This is a genomic window from Rhodopseudomonas palustris HaA2 (assembly GCF_000013365.1).
GTDB lineage: Bacteria > Pseudomonadota > Alphaproteobacteria > Rhizobiales > Xanthobacteraceae > Rhodopseudomonas > Rhodopseudomonas palustris_J.
Window position 1 is genome coordinate 4,783,465 of record NC_007778.1, and the last position, 23,591, is coordinate 4,807,055.

Consider the following 23,591-nt stretch of genomic DNA (forward strand, 5'->3'; position numbering starts at 1 on the left):
AGTGACTCGCGGAGAGGCCTTACTGATAAAGAAAGGCCGGGATCGCTCCCGGCCTTTTGTTTGTTCTCGCTCATTTCCCCGTCATGGCCGGGATCGTCCCGGCCATCCACGTTCTTGGTGCGTCGAGCTCTGCAGCTCGTGGATGCCCGGCCCAAGGCCGGGCATGACGTTGGGGAGAGCGAACGCCAAACCGAAGCGAGCGCTTACTTCGCCTCCGCGCGCTTCGGCGGCGAGGCGGGCCAGGACTTGATCAGGGTGTCGTAATCGACGGTCTCACCCTTCGGCTTCTCGTTCGCCAGCTTGCGCTGCGGAGCGATGTTGCCGTCCTTGGCGGACTTCTCGTACCAGTACTCGGCGGTCTCTTTCTTGTTCAGCTTCGGACCGCAATCACCCTGCACCTTCGACCGCTCGAGCCGCTCGAGCACCGAGTCCTGCGCGGCCGCCAGCGAATCCATGGCGGCCTGCGGCGTCTTCGCACCGGACGATGCATCGCCGATGTTCTGCCACCACAATTGCGCCAGCTTCGGATAGTCCGGGATGTTGTTGCCGGTCGGCGACCACTGCACGCGGGCCGGCGAGCGATAGAACTCGATCAGGCCACCGAGCTTGGGCGCGCGCTCGGTGAACGATTTGTCCCAGATATCGCTCTCGCGGATGAAGGTGAGACCGACATGGCTCTTCTTCAGGCTCACCGTCTTCGAGGTGATGAACTGCAGATACAGCCAGGCCGCCTTGCGGCGATCCGGCGGCGTCGACTTCAAGAGCGTGCCGGAGCCGACGTCCTGATAGCCGAGCTTCATGCCGTCTTTCCAATAGGCGCCCTTCGGCGAGGGGGCCATCCGCCATTTCGGCGTGCCGTCGGCGTTCACCACCGGCAGGCCGGGCTTCACCATGTCGGCGGTGAAGGCGGTGTACCAGAACATCTGCTGGGCGACGTTGCCCTGCGCCGGCACCGGCCCCGACTCCGAGAAGGTCATGCCCTGCGCCTGCGGCGGCGCATACTTCTTCATCCAGTCGAGATACTTCACGATGGAGTACACCGCCGCGGGACCGTTGGTGTCGCCGCCGCGCTCCATCGAGGAGCCGACCGGACGGCAGCCTTCCATGCGGATGCCCCATTCGTCGACCGGCAGACCGTTCGGCAAGCCCTTGTCGCCGTTGCCGGCCATCGACAGCCAGGCGTCGGTGAAGCGCCAGCCGAGCGAGGGATCCTTCTTGCCGTAGTCCATGTGACCATAGACCTTGACGCCGTTGATCTCCTTGATGTCGTTGGTGAAGAACTCGGCGATATCCTCGTAGGCCGACCAGTTGACCGGGACGCCGAGCTCGTAGCCGTATTTCGCCTTGAACTTCGCCTTGTAGTCCGGATTGGTGAACCAGTCGTAGCGGAACCAGTACAGATTGGCGAACTGCTGGTCGGGCAACTGGTACATCTTCTTGTCGGGCGCGGTGGTGAACGACTTGCCGATGAAGTCATCGATATCGAGCATCGGATCGGTGACGTCCTTGCCCTCGCCGGTCATGTAGTCGGACAGCGCGATGGTCTGGCCGTAGCGGAAATGCGTGCCGATCAGGTCGCTGTCGTTGATCCAGCCGTCATAGACGTTCTTGCCGGACTGCATCTGGGTCTGCAGCTTCTCGACCACGTCGCCTTCCTGGATCAGATCATGCTTGAGCTTGATGCCGGTGATCTCCGAGAACGCCTTCGCGAGCGTCTTCGCCTCGTATTCGTGGGTGGTGATGGTCTCGGAGACGACGTTGATGTCCATGCCCTTGAACGGCTCGGCCGCCTTGGCGAACCATTGCAGTTCCTTGAGCTGGTCGTCCTTCGACAGCGTCGAGGGCTGAAACTCCTCGTCGATCCACTTCTTCAGCACCGCATCGTCGGCGGCCCATGCCGGCGCCGCCAGCGTCATCGACGCGGCGACCAATGCCGCGGCGCTCGCCATCGTCATCAGCCGCAAGCGGCTGGAGAGAGTCCGATTTCCGAAACTATGCATCCTTGCTTCCTCCGTTGAACGACGTTTCTCGAGCTCCGGGTTGATCCCGGATCTGCTTCTCGTTGCACCGCTCACACCGTGCGGAACACCGCGACGGCGACGAGCAGCGACAACAACGTGCCGAGCCACAGGCTCGACACTTCGATTCCCTCTCCGAGCGGCAGCGTCAGCAGCGGGTCGCTCCCGACCACCGCGATCCAGACCAGATGGATCACGGCGGCGAGGATCAGCGACACGAACAGCCGGTCGCCACGCGTCGTCGGAATCCTCAGCACGCCGACCCGCTCGACCTCGGGATAGGCGAGCGCCAGCCAGGTCATGGTGCCGAGCGTGCCGGCGAGCGCGACGAAGAAGATCGCGGTCGGCCAGGTCCACGCCATCCATGCGAAGTGATCCATGGTCAGCCCCCGCAAACTTCGTCATTGCGAGCGAAGCGAAGCAATCCAGGGCGCAGTGCACGGAGCTGGATTGCGTCGTCGCTTCGCTCCTCGCAATGACGGCGTCGGTCTATCATTTCAAATCCTCACACCCGACCGAGCGCGAAGCCGCGCGCGATGTAGTTGCGGACGAACCAGATCACCAGCGCGCCCGGGATGATGGTCAGGACGCCGGCGGCGGCGAGCAGGCCCCAGTCCATGCCGGCGGCCGAGACGGTGCGGGTCATCACCGCGGAAATCGGCTTGGCGTTGACCGAAGTCAGCGTCCGCGCCAGCAGCAGTTCGACCCACGAGAACATGAAGCAGAAGAACGCCGCGACGCCGATGCCGCTGGCGATCAGCGGCATCAGTATCTTGACGAAGAAGCGCGGGAACGAATAGCCGTCGAGGAACGCGGTCTCGTCGATCTCGCGCGGCACGCCGGAGACGAAGCCCTCGAGGATCCACACCGCCAGCGGCACGTTGAACAGGCAATGCGCCAGCGCCACCGCCCATGGCGTATCGAACAGATTGATCGCCGAATACAGGTTGAAGAACGGCAGCGCGTAGACCGCGGCCGGCGCCATCCGGTTGGACAGTAGCCAGAAGAACAAATGCTTGTCGCCGAGGAAGCGGTAGCGCGAGAACGCGTAGGCCGCCGGCAGCGCGAACGAGATCGACAGCACGGTGTTGATGACGACGTATTGCAGCGAGTTGATATAGCCCGAATACCAGCTCGGATCGGTGAAGATCGTCCGGTAGTTCTCCAGCGTCGGCTGGTGCGGCCACAGCGTCATCGTCGAGACGATCTCGCCGTTGGTCTTGAAGCTCATGTTGACGAGCCAGTAGATCGGCAGCATCAGGAAGATCAGATAGCACGCCATCACGATGCGGCGACCGGGGATCGAGTGCATCAGGCGCTCCCGGGGGTCTGCCGGCGCTCGGCGCCGGCGTTGGTCATCACGGTGTAGAACACCCAGCACACGATGATGATGATCAGATTGTAGACGATCGACAGCGCCGCGGCTTTGCCGAGGTCGAACTGGCCGAGCGCGATCTTGACCAGCTCGATCGAGATGAAGGTCGTGGAATTGCCCGGCCCGCCGCCGGTGACGACGAAGGGTTCGGTGTAGATCATGAAGCTGTCCATGAACCGCAGCAGCACGGCGATCAGCAGCACCCGGTGCATCTTCGGCAGCTGGATCGCCTTGAACACCGCCCAGCGCGACGCGCCGTCGATCTGCGCCGCCTGATAATAGGCGTCCGGGATCGACTTCAGGCCGGCATAGCAAAGCAGCGCCACCAGGCTGGTCCAGTGCCAGACGTCCATCACCACCACCGTGGCCCAGGCGTCGAATTCGTTGGAGACGTAGTTGTAATTGATGCCGAGGCTGTTCAGCGTGTAGCCCATCAGGCCGATGTCGGGCCGGCCGAAGATTTGCCAGATGGTGCCGACCACGTTCCACGGGATCAACAGCGGCAACGCCATGATCACCAGGCAGAACGCGACCGACCAGCCGTGGCGCGGCATCGCCAGCGCGACCACGATTCCGAGCGGGACTTCGATGGCGAGGATGATCGCCGAGAACGCCAGATTGCGCCCCAGCGAGGCGAAGAACCGGCCGCCGAGATCGGTCGAGGGATCGAGCAGTTCCTTGAACCAGCCGACGCCGTTCCAGAAGAACTGGTTGTTGCCGAAGGTGTCCTGCACCGAATAGTTCACCACCGTCATCAGCGGCAGGATCGCCGAGAACGCGACGATGGCGAACACCGGCAGCACCAGGAACCAGGCCTTCTGGTTGACGATCTTCTCCATCAGGCGACCTGCTCCAGCGCGCTTCCTTCGACGATCTCGCTGTCGGCATAGACGTGGACGCGCGACGGTTCGATCATCAGACCGACCTCGTCGCCGTCGGCGGAGAATCCGTCCGGGACCCGCGCGGCGAAGCGGACGCCGCCGACCCGCACCCAGGCGAAACGGATGCGGCCGAGGTCGTCGATCCGCTCGATGCGGCCGGACAAAAACCCCGGCGCCTTCGCGGTGAGGTGCACGAATTCCGGCCGCACCCCGATCTCGATCTTGGCCCCGGATGGCAGATTGTCGTAGCCGCGGGCGAGTGTGATCGCATGGCCGTCGATCAGCGCCTCGCGGCCGCGGATCTGCGCCGGCACGATGTTCATGCCGGGCGAGCCGATGAAGTAACCGACGAAGGTGTGCGCCGGCTTCTCGAACAGTTCCTCCGGCGTGCCGCTTTGCACCACACGGCCGTCATGCATGACGACGACGGTGTCGGCGAAGGTCAGCGCTTCGGTCTGGTCGTGGGTGACGTAGATCATCGTGAGATCCAGCGCGCGATGCAGCGCCTTCAGCTTGGAGCGCAACTCCCACTTCAGATGCGGATCGATCACCGTGAGCGGTTCGTCGAACAGGATCGCGGCGACGTCGGAGCGGACCAGGCCGCGGCCGAGTGAGATCTTCTGCTTGGCGTCGGCGGTCAGCCGCGTCGCCTTGCGCCCCAGATTCGGCGTGAGGTCGAGCAGATCGGCGATCTCGGCGACGCGCCTGTCGATCTCAGGCTTCGGCACGCCGCGATTCTTCAGCGGAAACGCCAAATTCTCCCGCACCGTCATGGTGTCGTAGATCACCGGAAACTGGAACACCTGCGCGATGTTGCGCTCGCGGGTCGACAGCCGCGTGACGTCGGTGCCGTCGAACAGGATCTTGCCGCGCGACGGCGTCACGATGCCGGAAATCAGATTGAGCAGCGTGGTCTTGCCGCAGCCGGAGGGGCCGAGGAGTGCATAGGCGCCGCCCTGCCGCCAGGTCATCGATACCGGCTTCAGCGCATAGGCAGCCGGCGGCAGATCGTCGCCGACGAGGTAGGAGTGAGCCAGGTCCACGAGGTCAATGCGCGCCATCGGCCCTCTCCGTCACATCGGCTTCGGCGCGGCGACGAGGCGGTCGGCCGCGTCGAACACGAACAGATTGGCAGGATCGAGCACCGCGTCGAGCGTCTGGCCGGGCTCGAATTCGTGGACGCCGTGCAGCACCGCGACCCAATTGTCGTCGCCGCGCCGCAGATGCACGAAGCTCTCCGAGCCGGTGATTTCCGTCACCGCGACCGTCGTCTGAAAGCCGTGGCGGTCGGCGTCGCCGCGCGCCACCGCGATCTGGTGAGCGCGGAAACCGACCCGATAGACGCCATCGCCGAGGCCTTCGAAGACGCCGGTCGCGGGCGCGGTGACGCCTCCCGCATAATGCACGGTGCCGCTCTTCTTCTCGGCGCCGACGATGTTGAGCGGCGGATCGGAAAACACCTGCGCGACGCGTAGCGTGTCGGGCCGACGATAGACCTGCGGTGTCGGCCCGGTCTGCAGCACCCGGCCCTCCCACATGCAGATGGTGCGGCCGCCGAGCAGCAGCGCCTCGGACGGCTCGGTGGTGGCATAGACGAAGATCGCGCCGGAGGCTTCGAAGATCCGCGGGAGTTCGGTGCGCAGTTCCTCGCGCAGCTTGTAGTCGAGATTGGCCAGCGGTTCGTCGAGCAGCACCAGATCCGCGCCCTTGACCAGCGCCCGGGCGATCGCGGTGCGCTGCTGCTGACCACCGGAGAGCTGCAAGGGCGTGCGCTTCAGATACGGCTCGAGCTTGAGCAGCTGCGCCGCCTCCTGCACGCGCTGCTCGATCTCGGCGCGCGGTTTGCGCTGCACCCGCAGCGGCGAGGCGATGTTCTCGTACACCGTCAGCGACGGGTAGTTGATGAACTGCTGATAGACCATCGCCACCGAGCGCTTGCGTACGTCGGCCCCGGTGACGTCCCGGCCGTCGACCAGGACGCGACCGGAATTCGGCTTGTCGAGGCCGGCGAGCAGCCGCATGATCGAGGTCTTGCCGGACAGCGTCGGTCCGAGCAGCACGCTCAGCGTGCCGCGCTCCAGCGTCAGCGACACGTCGCAGATCGCCGGCAGCCCGTCGATCGTCCGGGTGACGTTGTCCAGGCTCACGCTCATGCCCGGCCTCCCGCGTGCTGCTGCGGCTTTTCGGACGCGCGGAACGCGGCGATCCATTGGTCGATGGCGGCGAGCGCGGACGGCGGCAGCCGCAGGCCGAGCTTGGATCGCCGCCAGACGATGTCGTCCGCGCTGCAAGCCCATTCGCGGTTGATCAGATAGCGGACCTCCGCCTCCGTCAATGTGGCACCGAAGTCGCAGCCGAGGTCGGCCATCGACCGCGCCGCACCGAGCAGATCGCGCGCGCGGGTGCCGTAGGCGTGCACCAGGCGGTGCGCGTGCGCTGCGGAAAGGAACGGATAGTCGCGGGTCAGTTCAGTGATCAGCGCGGGTGCGCCGTCGACCGGAAAGTCGCCGCCCGGCAACGGCTGGTGCGCGGTCCAGCCCTCCTTGGCGGTCTTGCCCTTCAGATAGGGCGCGAGCTTCTCCAGCGCCTCTTCGGACAGTCGGCGATAGGTGGTGATCTTGCCGCCGTAGATCGACAGCAGCGGTGCGCCGCCCGGCGTATCCAATTCGAACACGTAGTCGCGGGTCGCGGCCTTGGCCTCGCTGGCGCCGTCGTCGTACAGCGGGCGCACGCCGGAGAACGTCCAGACGACGTCAGCCGGCTTCACCGGCCCGGCGAAATACGCGCTGACGGCGTCGCACAGATAGCTGATCTCGTCCGGCGTCGCCTTCACCTGCGAGGGATCGCCGTCATAGTCGCGGTCGGTGGTGCCGATCAGGGTGAAGTCGCCCTGATAGGGAATCGCGAACACGATGCGGCCGTCGGCATTCTGAAAGATATAGGCACGGTCGTGATCGTACAGCTTCGGCACCACGATGTGCGAGCCTTGCACCAGCCGCACCTTGGAGGCGGCGTTGACGCCGGCGCCCGAAGCCAGCACCGCCTCGACCCATGGGCCCGCTGCATTGACCAGCGCGCGCGCCCGGATCGTGTTGCGCACGCCGCTCTGCGTGTCTTCGAGCGTCACCTCCCAGATGCCGCCGCTCTGCCGAACCTGCGCCGCGCGGGTGCGGGTGCGGATCTCGGCGCCGCGCTCGGCGGCGTCGCGCGCGGTGAGCACGACGAGGCGCGCGTCGTCGACGAAGCAATCGGAGTATTCGAAACCACGGGTGAAGCGCCCGGGGATCAGCGGCTTGCCGACCTCGTCATGGGCGAGATCGACGGAGCGCGTCGGCGGCAGCAGTCGACGCCCGCCGATATAGTCGTAGAGAAACAGGCCGAGCCGCAGCCGCCAGGCCGGCCGCAACCCGGAATGATGCGGCAACACGAAACGCAGCGGACCGATGATGTGCGGCGCGATCTGCCACAGCCGCTCGCGCTCGATCAGCGCCTCGCGGACCAGGCGAAACTCGAAATATTCGAGATAGCGCAGACCGCCATGGATCAGCTTGGTCGACCAGGACGAGGTGCCGCTGGCCAGATCGTTCATCTCGCACAGGAAAACGGAGTTGCCACGGCCGGCCGCGTCGCGCGCGATGCCACAGCCGTTGATCCCGCCGCCGATAATTGCGAGATCGAAAACCCTGTCCACGACACCTCCCTGTTGCGAAATTGCTGCACTGCAGCTTTCGCTTTTGTCGTATTTCTTTCGCGATGAAATAAAACACAATCAAAAACGAAAGCAAGCACGATGTGACATGCCTGTCGCATTGAGGCGACCAAGTCACAATCACTGATTGTAATCGGCAGGGCTCGCTATAGCGTTTTCGAGCGAAGTGGATACCGGTACGCGTAGAGAAAACGCGTCAAATCAAGAATCTAGGGCTCCGGTTCTGATTCCATCAGAACCGGAAAAGCTCTAGGCAGCGCTCTCATCGAGATCGTCGGCGCGCTTGGGCAACGCCGCAATCACTTCGATACCGCGCGTATCGCAGATGCTCTGCAGCGCCGGCGGCAGCGCCTCGTCGGTGACGAAGGTCTGGATCTGGCTGAGATGCGCGATCCGGACCGGCGCGCTACGCCGCAACTTGGTCGAATCGGCGACCAGCATCACGCTGCGGGCGTTGGCGATGATCGCCTGCGACGCCTGCACCTCGCGATAGTCGAAATCGAGCAAGGCGCCCTCCTCGTCGATCGCCGAGGCGCCGATGATCGCGTAGTCGACCTTGAACTGGCCGATCAGGCCGATCGCCGCCGAGCCGATGACCGCGCCGTCGGAGCGACGCACGGTGCCGCCGGCGACGATGACCTCGATCCGGGGATATTTGTACAGCAGCATCGCGACGTTGAGGTTGTTGGTGATCACTAGCAGATCCTGGTGCGAGGTCAGGGCGCTCGCGACCTCCTCCGTCGTCGTGCCGATGTTGATGAACAGCGAGCAGCCGTCGGGGATCTGCGAGGCCGCCGCAACGCCGATCGCCCGTTTTTCCTCGGCGGCGACGAAGCGGCGCGCCTCATAGGCGAGATTCTCGACCCCGGAGGCGATGATGGCGCCGCCGTGAATGCGGGTCAGCGAGCGCTGGTCGCACAGGTCATTGAGATCCTTGCGGATGGTCTGTGCCGAGACGTCGAAGCGGCGGGCGAGATCGTCCACCATCACCCGTCCGGAGGCGCGGGCCAGATTGAGAATTTCCGATTGGCGATGGCTCAGAGCAGTCACGCGAACACCCGAGGCGATTTGCTCCATCGTGCGAGCGTTCGCGCCGCAGGTCAATTCGGCTGGGCGGAGGCGGCGTCGACAGGCATTGCTGCAGCGCGTCAGGCGGGGCGCGGCATCTCGAACATCGCGTCGGGCCGGATCTCGAAATAGTCGCCGCGACGGCCGGCGCGGACGATCGGGCGGGCCAGTGCGGTCTGATAGACGCCGTCCTTGATCAGCCGCTTGTCGATGTGCACCGCGACGACCTCGCCGATCGTCAGCCAGGCATCGGTCCTGGTGCCGTCGGCGGCCTTGAGTTGGATAATGTCGGACATCCGGCATTCGAACGACACCGGGCTCTCGGCGACGCGCGGCGGCTTCACCAGGCGGCTCGGCAGCTTGGTGAGCTTGCCCAATTCGAACTCGTCGACCTCAGGGGGAACCGTCGCGGCCGTCGCATTCATCGCATGAGCCAGATCCATCGTCACCAGATTCCAGACGAATTCGCCGGTCTGCTCGATGTTGGCAACGGTGTCCTTCCGCTCCGTCGAGGAGAAGCCGATCAGCGGCGGCGTGTAGTTGAAGGCATTGAAGAAACTGTAAGGCGCGAGGTTGACGTGGCCCTCGGCGTCGCAGGACGAAATCCAGCCGATCGGCCGCGGCGCGATGATGGCGTTGAACGGATCGTGCTTGAGGCCATGGCCGTTGGAGGGTTCGTAGGAGTGCAGGTCGGTCACGCAGTCGCCTCGGCGCTAGGGGGATATCGCCCGTCTCTTAGCACCAAGCCCGGCCAGCACGAAGTCGATCATTTGATCGGGCGTCGGCCCGTCCTTGTGGAACGCCTGCGCGATCATTTGCGGGTGGAAGAAACGCATCATCGAGGTGCAGGTGCACTGCGCCGCCATCGGCACGTTGGCAACGGCGAACTCGCCGCTCTCGGCGCCCTCCGCGATGACCTTGCCGATCAGTCCGGTGACGTGCTGCATATGGCTGACGCAGACGTCCCAGTTCTCCTCCATCGCGATCGCGACCATCTCGTGCAACTTCTCGTCGCCGATGTAGCGCTCGCAGTTCATGCGGTGCACGGTGGTGAGCAGATCGCGCAGCCGCTCGGCCGCAGGGCCCCGCGCCGCCGCGATGCTGTCCGCGGCCTGCTCGACCTCGCCCATCAGATGCCGCGCCACGCCCTTGTGGATCGCCTTCTTCGAATCGAAGAAGCGGTACACATTCGCCGGGCTCATCTGCAGCACCTTGGCGATGTCGGCCACGGTGGTCTTCTGATAGCCGATCTGACGGAACAGCCGCTCCGCGACCACGAGGATGCGGTGCCGCATATCGGCTTCGGTATTGTCGGACGTCAACGTCATCAGGAAACCAATGTTGAATTATTCGGCCGCTGCGGCAAGCGGAAACGCAGGCTGCGCCTGGTCCCCATGCTGCGGCGCAGGATCGGCGGCGCTGTCACCACCGCGTTCATCGAGGCTGTTGCGGAACCACAGCGCGTACAACCCCGGCAGATAGAACAGCGTCAGGAAGGTGGCGACGAACAGGCCGCCCATGATGGTGATGGCCATCGGCCCCCAGAAGGCGGAACGCGACAGCGGGATCATCGCCAGGATCGCCGCGAGCGCCGTCAGCACCACCGGCCGGGCCCGGCGCACGGTGGCCTCGACGATCGCGACGCGCCGGGTCGAACCCTGCGCGACGTCGGTCTCGATCTGATCGACCAGAATGACGGTGTTGCGCATGATCATGCCGGCCAGCGCGATCAGCCCGAGTAGCGCGACGAAGCCGAACGGCGCATTGGCGACGTTGAGGCCGAGCGAAGCGCCGATGACGCCGAGCGGCGCGGTGAGGAACACCAGCAGCAGCCGCGGGAAGCTCTGCAACTGGATCATCAGCAGCGTCAGCATCACGATCACCATCACCGGAAACAGGATGAAGATCGACGCATTGCCCTTGGCGGATTCCTCGATCGCGCCGCCCGTCTCGATCCGGTAGGCGGACGGCAGGCCGGCGCGGATCTTCTCGAGTTGCGGCCAGATCGCATTGGTGACGTCCGGCGCCTGCACACCGTCGACGACGTCGGCGCGCACGGTGATCGCCATGTCGCGGTTGCGCCGCCACAGGATCGGCTCCTCGTGCGCATATTCGACCTTGGCGACTTGCGACAGCGGTACCGCCACGCCGTTGCGCGCGGTGATGGTCAGTTCGCCGATCCGGCCGAGATCGAGCCGTTCCGACGGCACCGCGCGGGCGACCACGCCGATCTTTTCGACGCCATCACGCACCGTCGTCACCTGCGTGCCGGAGATAAGCATCGCCAGCGCCTGGGAGACGTCTCGCGGCGTCAATCCGAGCGCGCGGGCGCGGTCCTGATCGACGGCGAGTTTCAGATAGGGTGATTGCTCGTTCCAGTCGAGATGCGGATCGATCACGTTGGGATTGGCCTTGACCACGTCGCGGACCTGGTAGGCGATCTCGCGCACCTTGGCGGCGTCCGAACCGATCACTCGGAACTGCACCGGAAAGCCGACCGGCGGGCCGAAGTTGAAACGGTCGACGCGGACCCGCGCCTCGGCGAGCCGGCCGTCATGCGCCGCCTGTTCGAGCCGCGCCTTGATCCGTTCGCGCGACGCGACGTCCTTCGCGACGATCACGATCTCGGCGAAGGATTCGGTGGGCAGCTGCGGATTGAGCCCCATCCAGAACCGAGGCGAGCCCTTGCCGACATAGGCGGTATAGGTGGCGATATCGCCGTCGTCCTTGAGCAGCGTCTCGGCCTGCTTGACGGTGTTCATGGTGACGTTGAACGCCGTGCCTTCCGGCAGGCGCAACTGCAGGAACAGTTCGGGCCGCTCGGACAGCGGGAAGAACTGCTGCTGAACGTGGCCGAAGCCGACCACCGATGCGACGAAGATGCCGACCGTGGCCAGCACGACGGTGCCGCGCCAGCGCACGCACCAGGCGACGCCGGCGCGCAACGCGCGATAGATCCTCGTGTGATACACCTCGTCGGGATTGTGGCCCTTCTTGCCGGCGAAATCCGGCAGCAGCTTGACGCCGATATAGGGCGTGAAGATCACCGCGACGAACCACGACGCGACCAGCGCGATCGCCACGATCCAGAAAATGCCTCCGGCATATTCGCCGACCGAGGAATTGGCGAAGCCGATCGGCAGAAACCCCACCGCGGTGACCAGCGTGCCGGTCAGCATCGGAAACGCGGTCGATTCCCATGCGAAGGACGCGGCGCGGGCGCGATCCCAGCCCTGCTCCATCTTCACCACCATCATCTCGACCGCGATGATGGCGTCGTCGACCAATAGTCCGAGCGCGATGATCAGCGCGCCGAGCGTGATGCGGTGGAGGTCGAGCGACATGACGTTCATCACGATGAAGACGATCGCCAGCACCAGCGGCACCGACAGCGCCACCACGATGCCGGTGCGCCAACCGAGCGCCAGGAACGACACGAACAGGACGATCACCAGCGCCTCGATGAACGACATCATGAACTCGCCGACGGCGTGCTTGACCACCAACGGCTGATCGGCGATCTGCTCGATCTCGATGCCCTGCGGCACCTCGCCCATGAACTCCGCGGTCGCGGCCTTCACCTGCTCGCCGAGTTCGAGAATGTTGGCGCCCCGCGCGGTGACCACGCCGATGCCGATCGCCGGCTGGCCCTTCTGCCGCACCATGTAGTCGGTCGGATCGACATAACCGTGCGAGACGGTGGCGATGTCGCCGAGCCTGAACAGTCGGCCGTTGCTTTCGACCGGCGTCTCGGCCACCGCCTTGACGCCGTCGAGCGCACCGGTGACACGCAGCGGCACACGCTGCGACGAGGTCTCCACGATGCCCGCCGGCGTCACCGCATTCTGCTTGGCGAGGGAGTCGAACAGCGCTTGCGGCGTCAGGCCGAGCGTGGCGAGCTTGGCGTGCGAGAACTCGACATAGATCCGCTCGTCCTGGGTGCCGTAGACGTTGACCTTGGTGACGTTGTCGACTTTCAGCAGGCGCTGACGCAGGCCTTCGGCCGTCTTCTTCAGCTGCGCGTAGTCGGCGCCGTCGCCGGTCATCATGTACAGGATGGAATCGACGTCGCTGTATTCGTCGTTGATGGTCGGTCCTATCAGATCGCTCGGAAGCTGCGGCGCGACGTCCCACAGCTTCTTGCGCAGCAGATAGAACAGATGCGGCACTTCGGGCGGCGGCGTCGAGTCGCGGAAGGTCACCTGCATCGCCGCGAAGGACGCTTTCGAATAGGTCTGCACCTTCTCGAAATACGGCAGTTCCTGCAGTTTCTTCTCGATCGGGTCGGCGACCTGTTCCTGCATTTCTCTGGCGGTGGCGCCCGGCCAGATCACCGAGATCACCGCGACCTTGACAGTGAACGACGGATCCTCGGCGCGACCGAGCCGCTGATACGAGTAGATCCCGGAGACGCCCAACGCCACGATGAGGAACAAGATCAGCGCCGGATGCGCGACCGCCCACGCCGACAGATTGAACCAACGCATCGGGCCCCCGCGTGATCTAGAACGACAGCGACGACACGACCCGAACCTTCTCGGCCGGATCGAGCTTCTGCACCCCGAGCACGACCACCTTGGCGCCGTCCTCGACGCCGCCGCCGATCACGACCTTCTCGGTCTCATAGGCCTTCACCGTCACCGGCTTCAGCGTCACCTGTCCGGCGGAGTCCACGACATAGACCGACGGCGTGCCACCCTGATTGAACAGCGCCGACAGCGGCACCCGGGCGACGCGGAGCGTGTCCGGATCGGCCAGCGTCAGCGTCGCGGTCATCCCGAGCACGACGCGGTCGTCGGCATCGGGCAGGGTGAACTTGGCGAGAAACGTGCGGGTCGCGGGATCGGCCATCGGCGCGACCTCCCGCAGCTTCGCCGCATAGCTGCGACCCGGCTCCGACCACAGCGAAACGCTGGCGACGCCCTGGGTCGCCCGGGTGATCAGCGTCTCCGGGATCGCCACCACCGCCTCCTTCTCGCCGAACCGCGCGATGCGGAAGGCCGCCTGCCCCGCCGAGACCACCTGTCCGGAGTCGATCAGCGCCGCGGTGACGACGCCACGGGTGTCGGCCACCAGGCTGGCGTAGGACAGCGCGTTGCGGGTCAGGTCGACCGAGCGCTCGGCGCGGGCAAAGCGGGCGCGCGCCTCGTCGGCGGCCGCGCGCGCCTGGTCCATCTGAGCCTCGGTCGCCCAGCCTTTGGCGCGGAGCTCCTTGGCGCGATTTTCCGAGGCCCTCGCCTGCGCCAGCACGCCCTTGGCCGCGCTGTGCTCGGCGTCCGCCTGCTCGGCTTGCAATTTGAGATCGGTCTGGTCGAGCAACGCCAGCGTCTGGCCGGGCTCCACCGTCTGGCCGACCTCGACGAGGCGCTGAGCGACCTTGCCGGCGACCCGAAAGCCGATATCGGTTTCGATCCGCGGCCGAATCGTTCCGACAAAGCTGCGCTTCGGCGAAGCGGCGGCATAGTAGACAGTGTCGACCAGAACAGGCCGCGCTGGACGATCCCGGGTGGCCTTCTGCTCATCACATCCGGCCAGAGCGAGCGCCACAAGCGCGAGCATGAAGCCCGCGAACAGCCGGAACAATCCATCGAACATCGGATGCGCAAACATCGACAGGCCCTCAAAAAGCGACGGCGGAACTGTCGAATGATCACTGACGATTGTCAATAATCGTCAGTGATCACGATTTCAGAGGGTCCTGCGCTATACTGCCGCACCATCGTAGGCTCGTTGCAGCGCGTCGCCGTCGAGCTTCACCATCTCCATCATCGCCTGCATCGCCCGTTGGGCGCCGTCGCGGTCTGGGCCGTTGAACAGCTTGGGCAGGATCGACGGGACGATCTGCCAGGACAACCCGTAGCGATCCCGCAGCCAGCCACACTGATCCGCCACGCCGCCGTCGAGCAGCGCATCCCACAGCCGGTCGACCTCGGTCTGGTCTTTGCAATCGATCATGAAGGACACGGCGTGGGTGAAATTCATCGGCGTGCCACCGTTGAGCGCCATGTAGCGGTGACCGGCGAGGATGAACTCGACCAGCAGGATCGCCCCCGCCGGGGCGCCGGGCGTATCGACCACGCTGCGCTGCACGGTTTCGATCCGCGAGTCGGGCAGCAGCGAAACGTAGAAATTCGCCGCCTCCTCGGCTTCGCTGGCGAACCAAAGGCACGGCGTAATCTTCGACATGGCACGACTCCTTGAAGCGTCATGCCGAGGACGAAGGAGCATCGCCGATTCCGACACCGCTGGAATCGATCGCGGACCGGGGCCGGCGAAGCCGCCTCAGCTCGCCAGCCGAAAGCTGCCCTCGCAGTGGCGGCGCAATTCGGCCAGCGACTTGGCGAGTTGAACGGTTTGCGCCTCGAGAGCTTCCACCGACACGATCGTCGCCCCCAGTTCGATGGCGCGCGCAACCTCGGCGATGGTGGCAAATCCCAGCGTCGCGGCGCCACCCTTCATCGCGTGGGCCTCGATCGCCAGCACGTCGCGGTCGATGGCATCGCCGAACCCGCGAAACAAGGCGATCCGGCGTTCGGTTTCGCTGAAGAACAGGGCCACCATTTCGTTGACCTGTTCGCGGCCGATCTCCTCGGTCAGCTCGGTCAGGATATTCAGATCGAGCGGCGGAGGCGGAGCCAGAGGCGCCGGCGGACCGAAGGTCGCGACGCCGCCGCCACCACGCAGAGCGCGCAGCACGGCGGCCACCAGCGCCGGCTTGCGCAGCGGCTTGGCGAGAAAGTCGCTCATGCCGGCTTCGCGGCAGGTCCTGATGTCGTCCGGGAACGCATTCGCCGTCAGGGCGATGATCGGCAGCTTGGCGAACGCACCGCCCTGGGCACGGATCGCACGGGTCGCGGCAAGGCCGTCCATCGTCGGCATTCGCACATCCATCAGAACGACGTCGAATTCCTCCTCGGCCAACGCGCGCAACGCTTCGGCCCCATCGGACACGACCCGCGTTTCGGCGACGAATTCCTGAAGCATCTTCAGGACCACCATCTGGTTGGTGGCATCGTCTTCGGCGATCAGCACCCGCAGCGGATGCCCGAGCATCGCGATCCGGGTTCGCAGATCGTCGTTGCCGACGCGGTCGAGCCGATAGTCCGAGATCAGCGCATTGGTCCACGGCAGGTCGAGGCTGAACCGGAAGGTGGAGCCCTCACCCGGCTTCGAGGTTACATCGATGGCGCCGCCCATCTGCTCGACGATGCGCCGGCTGATCGCGAGCCCGAGACCCGTGCCCCCGAAGCGGCGATTGATCGACACGTCGCCCTGCGCGAAATCGGTGAACAGCGAGCCGACCCGATCGAGCGGAATTCCGATGCCGGTGTCGGTGACCTGCCACTCGATCGTGGCGTAGGCATCGTCCCGCCTCACGCAGGTGAGCACGATGGTGACGCCCCCCCGATCGGTGAATTTGACCGCGTTGAAGGCGAGGTTGAGCAGCACTTGTCGAATGCGCTGGGCGTCGCCGGTCAGAGCCGGCGGCAGCCGCGGATCGACATCGATCTTCAGCGTCAGTCCTTTGGCGCGCGCATTCGGCTCGACGATGGAGCGCACCGCATCGACCAGCACCGACGGCGAGAAGTTGACTTGTTCGAACTCGATGCGGCCGGCTTCGAGCTTCGACAGGTCGAGGATGTCGTTGAGGATCCGCAGCAGATTGTCGCCGGAATCGCGGATCGTCGTGACCGCGTGCTGCTGCTCCGGATCGAGCTTGGTCTCGAGCAGCGAATTGGCGAGCCCGAGCACGCCGTTCATCGGCGTGCGGATTTCGTGGCTCATCATCGCGAGGAAGTCGGACTTCGCCCGGTTCTCGGCCTCGGCCTGCTCGGCCCGCCACCGCTCGGTGACGTCGCGCCCGACGCCGCGATAGCCGGTGAACTCGCCATTGTGATCGAGCATCGGCCGCGCCGTCAGCGACCACAGGCGCTGGGTGCCGCCGATCATCACATGCACGACGAGCTCGTGCATCGGCTCGCGCAACGCCATCTTGGCGGCGACTGCGGCCGCACAGCGGCCGTCTTCCGGGCACAGCATGCCGAGCACGTCGGAGAGTTGTGCGCCGCGCAGGATATTGACGGGAAGACGCGCGACTTCGACGAAGCGGTCGGGCACGTGCACCAGCCGGCACTCGGAATCGGTCTGCCACAGCCAGTCGCTGGCGTTGGCCTGAAAGTCCTTGAGCAGCAACGAGATGATCTCGGTGTTGCGCTCCAGCTCGAACTGCGCGCAGAGATTGTCGAAGAACATCTCGCCATGCGAGACCAGATTCCGCGACATGAACACGGCGTAGAGCATCAGAAAAATCATGGTGATCTGATAGCCGGTGCCGGTGCACAGCATCAGCGTGATCGCAGAGCCGAGCACCATCGACCAGGTATAGGCAAGGCCCGCGCGCGGCACCGTGGACAGCGCAAACGCGCCGCCGGACATCATGCCCGTCACAAGGCAGCCGATGATCAACTGATCGGTCGGTTCGGCGTTGGGAAACAGCACAATCGGCATTGCGCCCCAGATCAGGCCGAGCATCAGCGCCTGCGCGCTCATCCGCCGGATCGCATTCGCGGAGGCCTCGCGCGGCGGATTGTGCCGCGTCTTGAGCCAGGACCGCATCGCCAGCGCCGCCGCGATGCCGATCGAGCCGAACCACGCCAGCAGGAAGAAGCGGGAGTTGTTGTCCCAGAACGCCACCAGGACCAGCGTCGCGTTGATCATGTTGATCGACATCGTCACCGGCACCAGCCGGCTGACGCTGTGGATCTGCGCGGCGCGGATGAGACGCATCTCGCGTTCGTCGACATTTGCAGGTGTCAGGGTGCCGGCGCCGCGGCCGCCGAACCAGAAGGCGAACCGAGAAGACCAGTCACCCCCCGTTCCCCGTGCCGTCATCATCACCTGCCGCAGGCCGGACATCTCGCAACGCTCTCTCGGCCGCTCGTCGAGTTCTGCATCCAATCACCTGAGGGCCTGACAAGGTGATCATACCTGCGCGGTCGGCCGCTGTCTTCCCGGCGCCGCGTATCGCGTATCGCCCGGGTATCTGGCGACCCCGGCCGATCGTGGAGGGACCATGGGACCGCCTGGCTTCCGAGGCGTTAATTTAGCCGCGAGCCCTGCAGGGATAACGACGGCAGTTAACAATTGCCGAAACTTGCCCGTGAATCGTACTGAGCAATAATGCTCATCGCAGTGAGACGTGGCCGATCGACTTGCCTGGCATCATCGTCACCGCGATTTCCCCGGGCAGCTTTTGTTCCGTCTTTTCAACGCGATCTGCGACGATAAATCCCGGAACCGGCGACCGACACTGCCGTTGTCGTTACGAAGCGCACAGTCAGTGCGGCTTGTGAGATCAAAGGAGAATTTCGATGGGTAGCACGATGGACAAGATCAAGGGCACCGCCAACGAGATGACCGGCAAGGCCAAGCAGGGAATCGGCGAGGCCACCGGCTCCGAGAAGCTGCAGGGCGAAGGCGCCGTGCAGGAAATCAAGGGCAAGGGCCAGAAGGCGATGGGCGACGCCAAGGAAGCCGTCAAGGACACCACCGACAAGGTGTCCGACGCCGCGCACCGCAACCTCTGAGCGCGACCTGATTGATCGCGTGACGTTTACCCGCCCGCGATCACAACGAAAGACCGGCCTCCGGCCGGTCTTTCTGCGTTTGGAAGCCGGGATCAGCGCCGCGACGAGGACCGCGACGAGGACAGTGATGCGGGGTTGACCACATTGATCGGCTCGCCCGCCGCATAGGCGACGATCTGCTCGAAGATATCGCCGAATTGCAGCTCGTATTCGTCACGCGACACGTAGCCGATATGCGGCGTGGCAACGACGTTGTCCATCGCCAGTAGCGGATCCTGCGGATCGCGCAGCGGCTCGGTGTCGAACACATCGATCGCCGCCATGCCGGGACGCCCGGCGCGGAGCGCCGCGACGAGGGCCCCCTGCTCGATCAGTCCGGCGCGGCTGGTGTTGACCAGCAGCGCCGTCGGCTTCATCCGCGCCAGATCCGCGCGCGTGACGATGCCGCGGGTGGCGTCGATCAAGCGCATGTGCAGCGACAGCACGTCACTGTGGGCAAACAAGTCTTCCTTGCTGCCGGCGATCTGATAACCGTCGGCGCGCGCCTCGGCGAGATTGGGCTCGCGCGCCCAGACCAGCACGGTCATGCCGAAGGCGCGGCCGTAGCCCGCCACGACGCGGCCGATCCGGCCGTAGCCGTAGATGCCGAGCGTCTTGTCACGCAGCGTGTGACCGACGCCGATCTGCCAGACGCCGGCCTTCAGCGCCGCCATCTGCTGCGGGATCTGCCGCATCGCCCCCAGCACCAGGCCCCAGGTCAATTCCGCCGCCGCATAGGACGGCGCGCCGGCGCTCATGTTCGACGACACGACGATTCCGAGCCGCGTGCAGGCGTCGACATCGATGTGGGGATAGACGCCGCGCTGGCTGATCAGCTTCAACCGCGGCAGCTTCTCCAGCAGGGCGGCACGAATCTGCGTCCGCTCGCGGATCAGCACCAGCGCCTCGGTGTCGCGCAGCCGCGAAGCCAGCGCATCGGTGTCCTGGACGTGATCGTTGAACACCGTGACGTCGTGGCCTTGCAGCCGGCCGAAGCAGTTCAGCGTGCGCAGCGTGTCGAAGTAATCGTCGAGAATGGCGACTTTCACGCGGCGCAAGCTCCCGTTGCGGTGGTTATTCTCGTGGTGGAAGGAGCGAGGCCAGCGGCGCTGGCCTCGACCCTCAGTAGCCCAGCGCGCAGCCGTCCTTGCGCGGGTCCGAGCCGCCGGTGAGCGTTCCCTTCTCCCAGTCGATCCAGATCGCCTGGCCGCCACCGTGCGGCGGGCCGATCGGCGCGACCTGATGGCCGAGCGCCTTCAGGCCCTCGACCGTCGCGGCGGGCACGCCCTCCTCGAGCTGATAGATGTTCTCGTAGTGCAAGCCGCGCGGCAGATCGATCGCCTCCTGCACGTCGAGCCCGTAGTCGAGCATGTTGGTCAGCACGCGGACCTGACCGACCGGCTGGTACTGGCCGCCCATCACGCCGAACGACATCCGCGCCCGGCCGTTCTCGGTGGCGAGCGCCGGGATGATGGTGTGCAACGGCCGCTTGTTCGGCGCGATGCAGTTCGGATGGCCGGGCTGAATGCGGAAGCCGGCGCCGCGATTCTGCAGCAGGATGCCGGTCTTGTCGGTGACGATCGCCGACCCGAACGAATGCGCGATCGAGTTGATGAACGAACAGACGTTGCGGTCTTCGTCGACCACGGTGATGTACACCGTCGACGGGTTCATCGGCGGCGACACCTTCGGCAGGTCCAGGATCTTGTCGAGCGCGATCTTGCTGAAATGCTCCTCGGCGAAGTCGCGCGCCAGAATGCGGATGACGTCGACTTCGACATGGCCGGGGTCGCCGATGTGAAGCTCGCGCATCATATAGGCGATCCGCGCCGCTTCCGCTTCGAGATGGAAGCGCTCGACGCTGAGCGGGCCGAACTTCGTCAGATCGAACCGGCTGAGGATGTTCAGCATCACCAGCATGGTGATGCCCGGACCGTTCGGCGGGCACTGCCAGACGTCGAAGCCCTTGTAGAGGGTGCCGAGCGGCGACGTGGTTTCGGTGGTGTGGCCGGCGAAATCCTCCAGCGTGTGCAGGCCGCCGAGCCCGCGCAGCGTCTCGACCATATCCTCGGCGACCGAGCCCTTGTAGAACGCATCCGGTCCGTTGTCGGCGATCAGGCGCAGCGTCTGCGCCAGCTCCGGCTGCTTGATGACGTCGCCGGTCACAGCGGCCTCGCCGTTCGGCAGCAGATAGCGCTCGGTGTTGTGGCCCTTCTTCAGCTTCGCAAAGCCGTTCTTCCAGTCGAACGCGACCCGCGGCGCCACCACGTAGCCTTCGGCCGCCGCCTTGATCGCCGGCTGCAGCAATTTGTCGAAGCCGAACCGGCCGTGGTCGCGCAGGATCGTCGCCCAGGCATCGATGGCGCCGGGGATCGTCACCGAATGCGGGCTGGTCAGCGGAATGGCGTCGATGCCGCGTTCCAGAAACCACTCGGCCTTGGCGGCCGCCGGCGCCCGGCCGGAGCCGTTATAGGCGACGATTTTGCCGGTGCCTTTGGGCTGGTACAGCGCGAAGCAGTCGCCGCCGATGCCGGTCGATTGCGGTTCGATCACCGCCAGCAGCGCGGAGGCCGCGATCGCGGCGTCGGCCGCGGTGCCGCCGGCCTGCAGAATCTCGATCGCGGCGAGCGCCGCCTGCGGATGCGAGGTCGCCACCATGGCATTGCGGGCATGGACCGTGGACCGGCCGGCGAAGTGGAAATTCCTCATGGGAACAAGCTCATTGGTTCACCGCGCCGCACTTCGGCGCCGGCCTAATTGGCATATTCCGGCGGGCGGGGGCAATCCTCGCCACTGCATGCCTTGCGCCGCGCCGATCACGATCTGCCGATGGCGCGGGGTTTCGCGCCGCCTCGGCGGCTGATAGATCATCGCGCTCTCGCGGCGAGCCCGCACAGCATTGGAGCGGTCCGATGGCCGACGATCAATCCCTCAGCGCGCGCATCGAGGCGTTGGAGATGCGCCTGACCTATCAGGACGAGACCATCGAGACCCTGAACCAGGCCGTCACCGCGCAATGGCAGCAGATCGACGCCCTGACACGGCAGATCGCGGCGCTGTCCGATCGCCTCGCTCAGGCCGAAACCAGCGTCGCCGCCCCCGCCAACGAACGCCCGCCGCATTACTGAGGTAGTGCGGTCGTCGCGCGCGGTCTTGCGCCAGCCCGCAATCTGATCTGTGGCGGGGCTCTCTTCACCCTCCCTGGAGGGGGAGGGTGTTTAGTCCCTCCCCGCTGCCGCCAGCCGCTGATCGCGCAGTTCGCGTTTCAGCACCTTGCCGATCGCGCTGCGCGGCAGGGTCTCCACCAACGTCACATCGGACAGCCGCTGGGTCTTGCCGACCTTGGCATTGGTCCAGGCCCTCAGATCGGCCGGATCGAGCGCTGCGCCCGGGCGCGGCACCGCGAAGGCGACGGGCGTCTCGCCCCAGTCTTCCGAAGGCATGCCGACCACCGCGACTTCGAGCACGTCGGGATGCTGGCTCGCGATCGCCTCGATGTCGCTCGGATAGATGTTGAAGCCGCCGGAGATGATCATGTCCTTCTTGCGGTCCATCAAGGTCAGAAAGCCGTCCTCGTCGAACCGTCCGATGTCGCCGGTGCGCACCCAGCGGTTGCCGTCCTTATCGGTCCAGAACGTCTCGGCGGTCTTCTGCGGCTGGTTGAGATAGCCCTGCATCATCACCGCGGAGCGGCCGACGATCTCGCCGATCTCGCCCTGGGCGACGAAATTGCCGGCCTCGTCGATCAGCCGAATCTCATGGTCAGGCATCGGCTGGCCGACGGTAGCGAGCTTGTCGGGATGTTCGTGCGCGAGCAGCGCGCAGGAGCCGCCGCCCTCGGTCATGCCGTAATACTCGGTGAGGCCGCCGGGCCAGCGCGCGAGAATGTCGCGCTTCAGCTCGGCCGCGAACGGCGCCGAGGTGCAGAACTTGCCGACGAAGGACGACAGGTCGTAATCGCCGAATTCCGGCAGCGCCATGATGCGGCGATACTGCACGGGGACCAGCATCGCGTGGGTGACGCGATGTTTTTGCGCGAGGTCGAGGAAGCCCTTGGCGTCGAACTTCTTCATCAGCACGAGCGTGCCGCCGCCGGCCAGCGTCGGGTTGAAGCACACCAGCGTCGTGTTGGAATACAGCGGCGTCGACAGCAGCGTCACCGCGTCTGGGCCGTAGCCGAGCGGATCGAGCTGGCCATATTGCCGCCAGCGCAGATAGTGGGTGTGGACGATGCCCTTCGGCGTGCCGGTGGTGCCCGACGAATAGATGATGTTGAACACCCATTCCGGATCGATCGCGAGCGGCGTCGGCTTTTGGTCCGCCGCAGCGATCCAGTCCGCAAAGGCGGCGCCGCTCGCCCCACCGTCGAGCGCCACGCGGCGGATCCCGGGATCGATCGCGGCCGCCTTCATCGCGTCGGCGGCGAAATCGTCGGTGAACAGAACCTTCGCCGAGGCGTCCTTCACCATCGCCGCGAAGTCCTGCGCGGTCGATGACGGCGCCAGCGGCGCCACCGCGACGCCCGCGCGCAACGCGCCGAGGAAGGTCGCGACATATTCGAGCGAGGACAGTGCGCAGATCGAGATCGCGTCGGTCGGTTGCACGCCGTCGCGTTGCAGGGCGGCTGCGACCCGGTCGATCAGCGCATCGAATTCCGCGTAGCGCAATTGCCGCTCGCCGTCGATCACCGCGATCCGGTCCGGATGCGCCTGGGCCGTGTTGCGCACCAGCGTATCGAGGGTGATAAAGTCGGGCATTTCGGTCTCCGGTTGGTTTCTTGTTGGCTCTGTATAGTAGCAAGACTCGTCATCCTGAGGCGCGAGCGAAGCGAGCCTCGAAGGATGACAGCGGCACGTGTGGCCCATCCTTCGAGGCGCGCAAAGATGCGCGCACCTCAGGATGACGCCGACGGCG

Annotated in this window: 19 protein-coding genes; 2 read left to right on the forward strand and 17 right to left on the reverse strand. The window is 65.4% G+C overall.

The window, feature by feature from the left end:
• Positions 1-203: 203 nt before the first annotated feature.
• The 14 genes from RPB_RS21200 to RPB_RS21265 form a co-directional block, all read right to left on the reverse strand.
• Entirely contained in the window at positions 204-1,949 is a 1,746-nt protein-coding gene (locus tag RPB_RS21200) for an ABC transporter substrate-binding protein (protein ID WP_041798946.1), read from the reverse strand.
• Between the two features lie 122 nt (positions 1,950-2,071).
• A complete protein-coding gene (locus tag RPB_RS21205; RefSeq protein ID WP_011443087.1) occupies positions 2,072-2,398 on the reverse strand; it encodes a DUF2160 domain-containing protein in 327 nt (108 codons plus the stop codon).
• Positions 2,399-2,523: 125 nt separating this feature from the next.
• Positions 2,524-3,330, reverse strand: a complete 807-nt coding sequence (locus RPB_RS21210) for a carbohydrate ABC transporter permease (protein WP_011443088.1) — start codon at positions 3,328-3,330, stop codon at positions 2,524-2,526.
• Complete coding sequence (locus RPB_RS21215) at positions 3,330-4,232, reverse strand: carbohydrate ABC transporter permease (RefSeq protein WP_011443089.1); 903 nt, start codon at positions 4,230-4,232, stop codon at positions 3,330-3,332. Before RPB_RS21215 ends, RPB_RS21210 begins: the two co-directional genes overlap by 1 nt.
• Positions 4,232-5,335: an ABC transporter ATP-binding protein gene (locus RPB_RS21220; RefSeq protein ID WP_011443090.1), complete on the reverse strand. Its 1,104-nt coding sequence runs from the start codon at positions 5,333-5,335 to the stop codon at positions 4,232-4,234. Before RPB_RS21220 ends, RPB_RS21215 begins: the two co-directional genes overlap by 1 nt.
• Positions 5,336-5,347: 12 nt before the next feature.
• Complete coding sequence (locus tag RPB_RS21225) at positions 5,348-6,427, reverse strand: ABC transporter ATP-binding protein (protein WP_011443091.1); 1,080 nt, start codon at positions 6,425-6,427, stop codon at positions 5,348-5,350.
• Positions 6,424-7,965: a glycerol-3-phosphate dehydrogenase gene (glpD, locus tag RPB_RS21230; RefSeq protein WP_011443092.1), complete on the reverse strand. Its 1,542-nt coding sequence runs from the start codon at positions 7,963-7,965 to the stop codon at positions 6,424-6,426. The genes RPB_RS21225 and glpD overlap by 4 nt, the downstream gene beginning before the upstream one ends.
• A 267-nt stretch (positions 7,966-8,232) precedes the next feature.
• Positions 8,233-9,033, reverse strand: a complete 801-nt coding sequence (locus tag RPB_RS21235; RefSeq protein WP_041798947.1) for a DeoR/GlpR family DNA-binding transcription regulator — start codon at positions 9,031-9,033, stop codon at positions 8,233-8,235.
• Between the two features lie 98 nt (positions 9,034-9,131).
• Entirely contained in the window at positions 9,132-9,749 is a 618-nt protein-coding gene (locus RPB_RS21240; protein ID WP_011443094.1) for a flavin reductase family protein, read from the reverse strand.
• A 15-nt stretch (positions 9,750-9,764) separates the two neighbouring features.
• A complete protein-coding gene (locus RPB_RS21245; protein WP_011443095.1) occupies positions 9,765-10,379 on the reverse strand; it encodes a TetR/AcrR family transcriptional regulator in 615 nt (204 codons plus the stop codon).
• 18 nt (positions 10,380-10,397) lie between these two features.
• On the reverse strand, positions 10,398-13,538 hold the full coding sequence (locus tag RPB_RS21250; protein ID WP_011443096.1) for an efflux RND transporter permease subunit: 3,141 nt from the start codon (positions 13,536-13,538) through the stop codon (positions 10,398-10,400).
• Between the two features lie 16 nt (positions 13,539-13,554).
• Entirely contained in the window at positions 13,555-14,661 is a 1,107-nt protein-coding gene (locus RPB_RS21255; RefSeq protein ID WP_011443097.1) for an efflux RND transporter periplasmic adaptor subunit, read from the reverse strand.
• A gap of 93 nt (positions 14,662-14,754) precedes the next feature.
• Entirely contained in the window at positions 14,755-15,237 is a 483-nt protein-coding gene (locus RPB_RS21260) for a VOC family protein (protein WP_011443098.1), read from the reverse strand.
• Between the two features lie 96 nt (positions 15,238-15,333).
• Entirely contained in the window at positions 15,334-17,967 is a 2,634-nt protein-coding gene (locus RPB_RS21265; RefSeq protein WP_011443099.1) for a hybrid sensor histidine kinase/response regulator, read from the reverse strand.
• 455 nt (positions 17,968-18,422) lie between these two features.
• Between RPB_RS21265 and RPB_RS21270 the strand changes: the two genes are divergently transcribed.
• On the forward strand, positions 18,423-18,638 hold the full coding sequence (locus RPB_RS21270; protein ID WP_011443100.1) for a CsbD family protein: 216 nt from the start codon (positions 18,423-18,425) through the stop codon (positions 18,636-18,638).
• Positions 18,639-18,730: 92 nt separating this feature from the next.
• On the opposite strand, the gene RPB_RS21275 is transcribed toward RPB_RS21270, so the two are convergent.
• Both RPB_RS21275 and ggt read right to left on the reverse strand, forming a co-directional pair.
• On the reverse strand, positions 18,731-19,726 hold the full coding sequence (locus RPB_RS21275; RefSeq protein ID WP_011443101.1) for a D-2-hydroxyacid dehydrogenase family protein: 996 nt from the start codon (positions 19,724-19,726) through the stop codon (positions 18,731-18,733).
• Positions 19,727-19,799: 73 nt separating this feature from the next.
• Positions 19,800-21,386, reverse strand: coding sequence for a gamma-glutamyltransferase (gene ggt, locus RPB_RS21280; RefSeq protein WP_011443102.1), 1,587 nt, complete (start codon positions 21,384-21,386; stop codon positions 19,800-19,802).
• Between the two features lie 203 nt (positions 21,387-21,589).
• Between ggt and RPB_RS21285 the strand changes: the two genes are divergently transcribed.
• Positions 21,590-21,805: a SlyX family protein gene (locus RPB_RS21285; protein WP_011443103.1), complete on the forward strand. Its 216-nt coding sequence runs from the start codon at positions 21,590-21,592 to the stop codon at positions 21,803-21,805.
• Positions 21,806-21,895: 90 nt separating this feature from the next.
• Here the strand turns inward: RPB_RS21285 and RPB_RS21290 are convergent, their stop codons facing one another.
• Positions 21,896-23,434 carry a class I adenylate-forming enzyme family protein gene (locus tag RPB_RS21290; protein WP_011443104.1) on the reverse strand — a complete coding sequence of 513 codons (1,539 nt, stop codon included), beginning with the start codon at positions 23,432-23,434 and terminating at the stop codon, positions 21,896-21,898.
• Positions 23,435-23,591 lie beyond the last annotated feature (157 nt).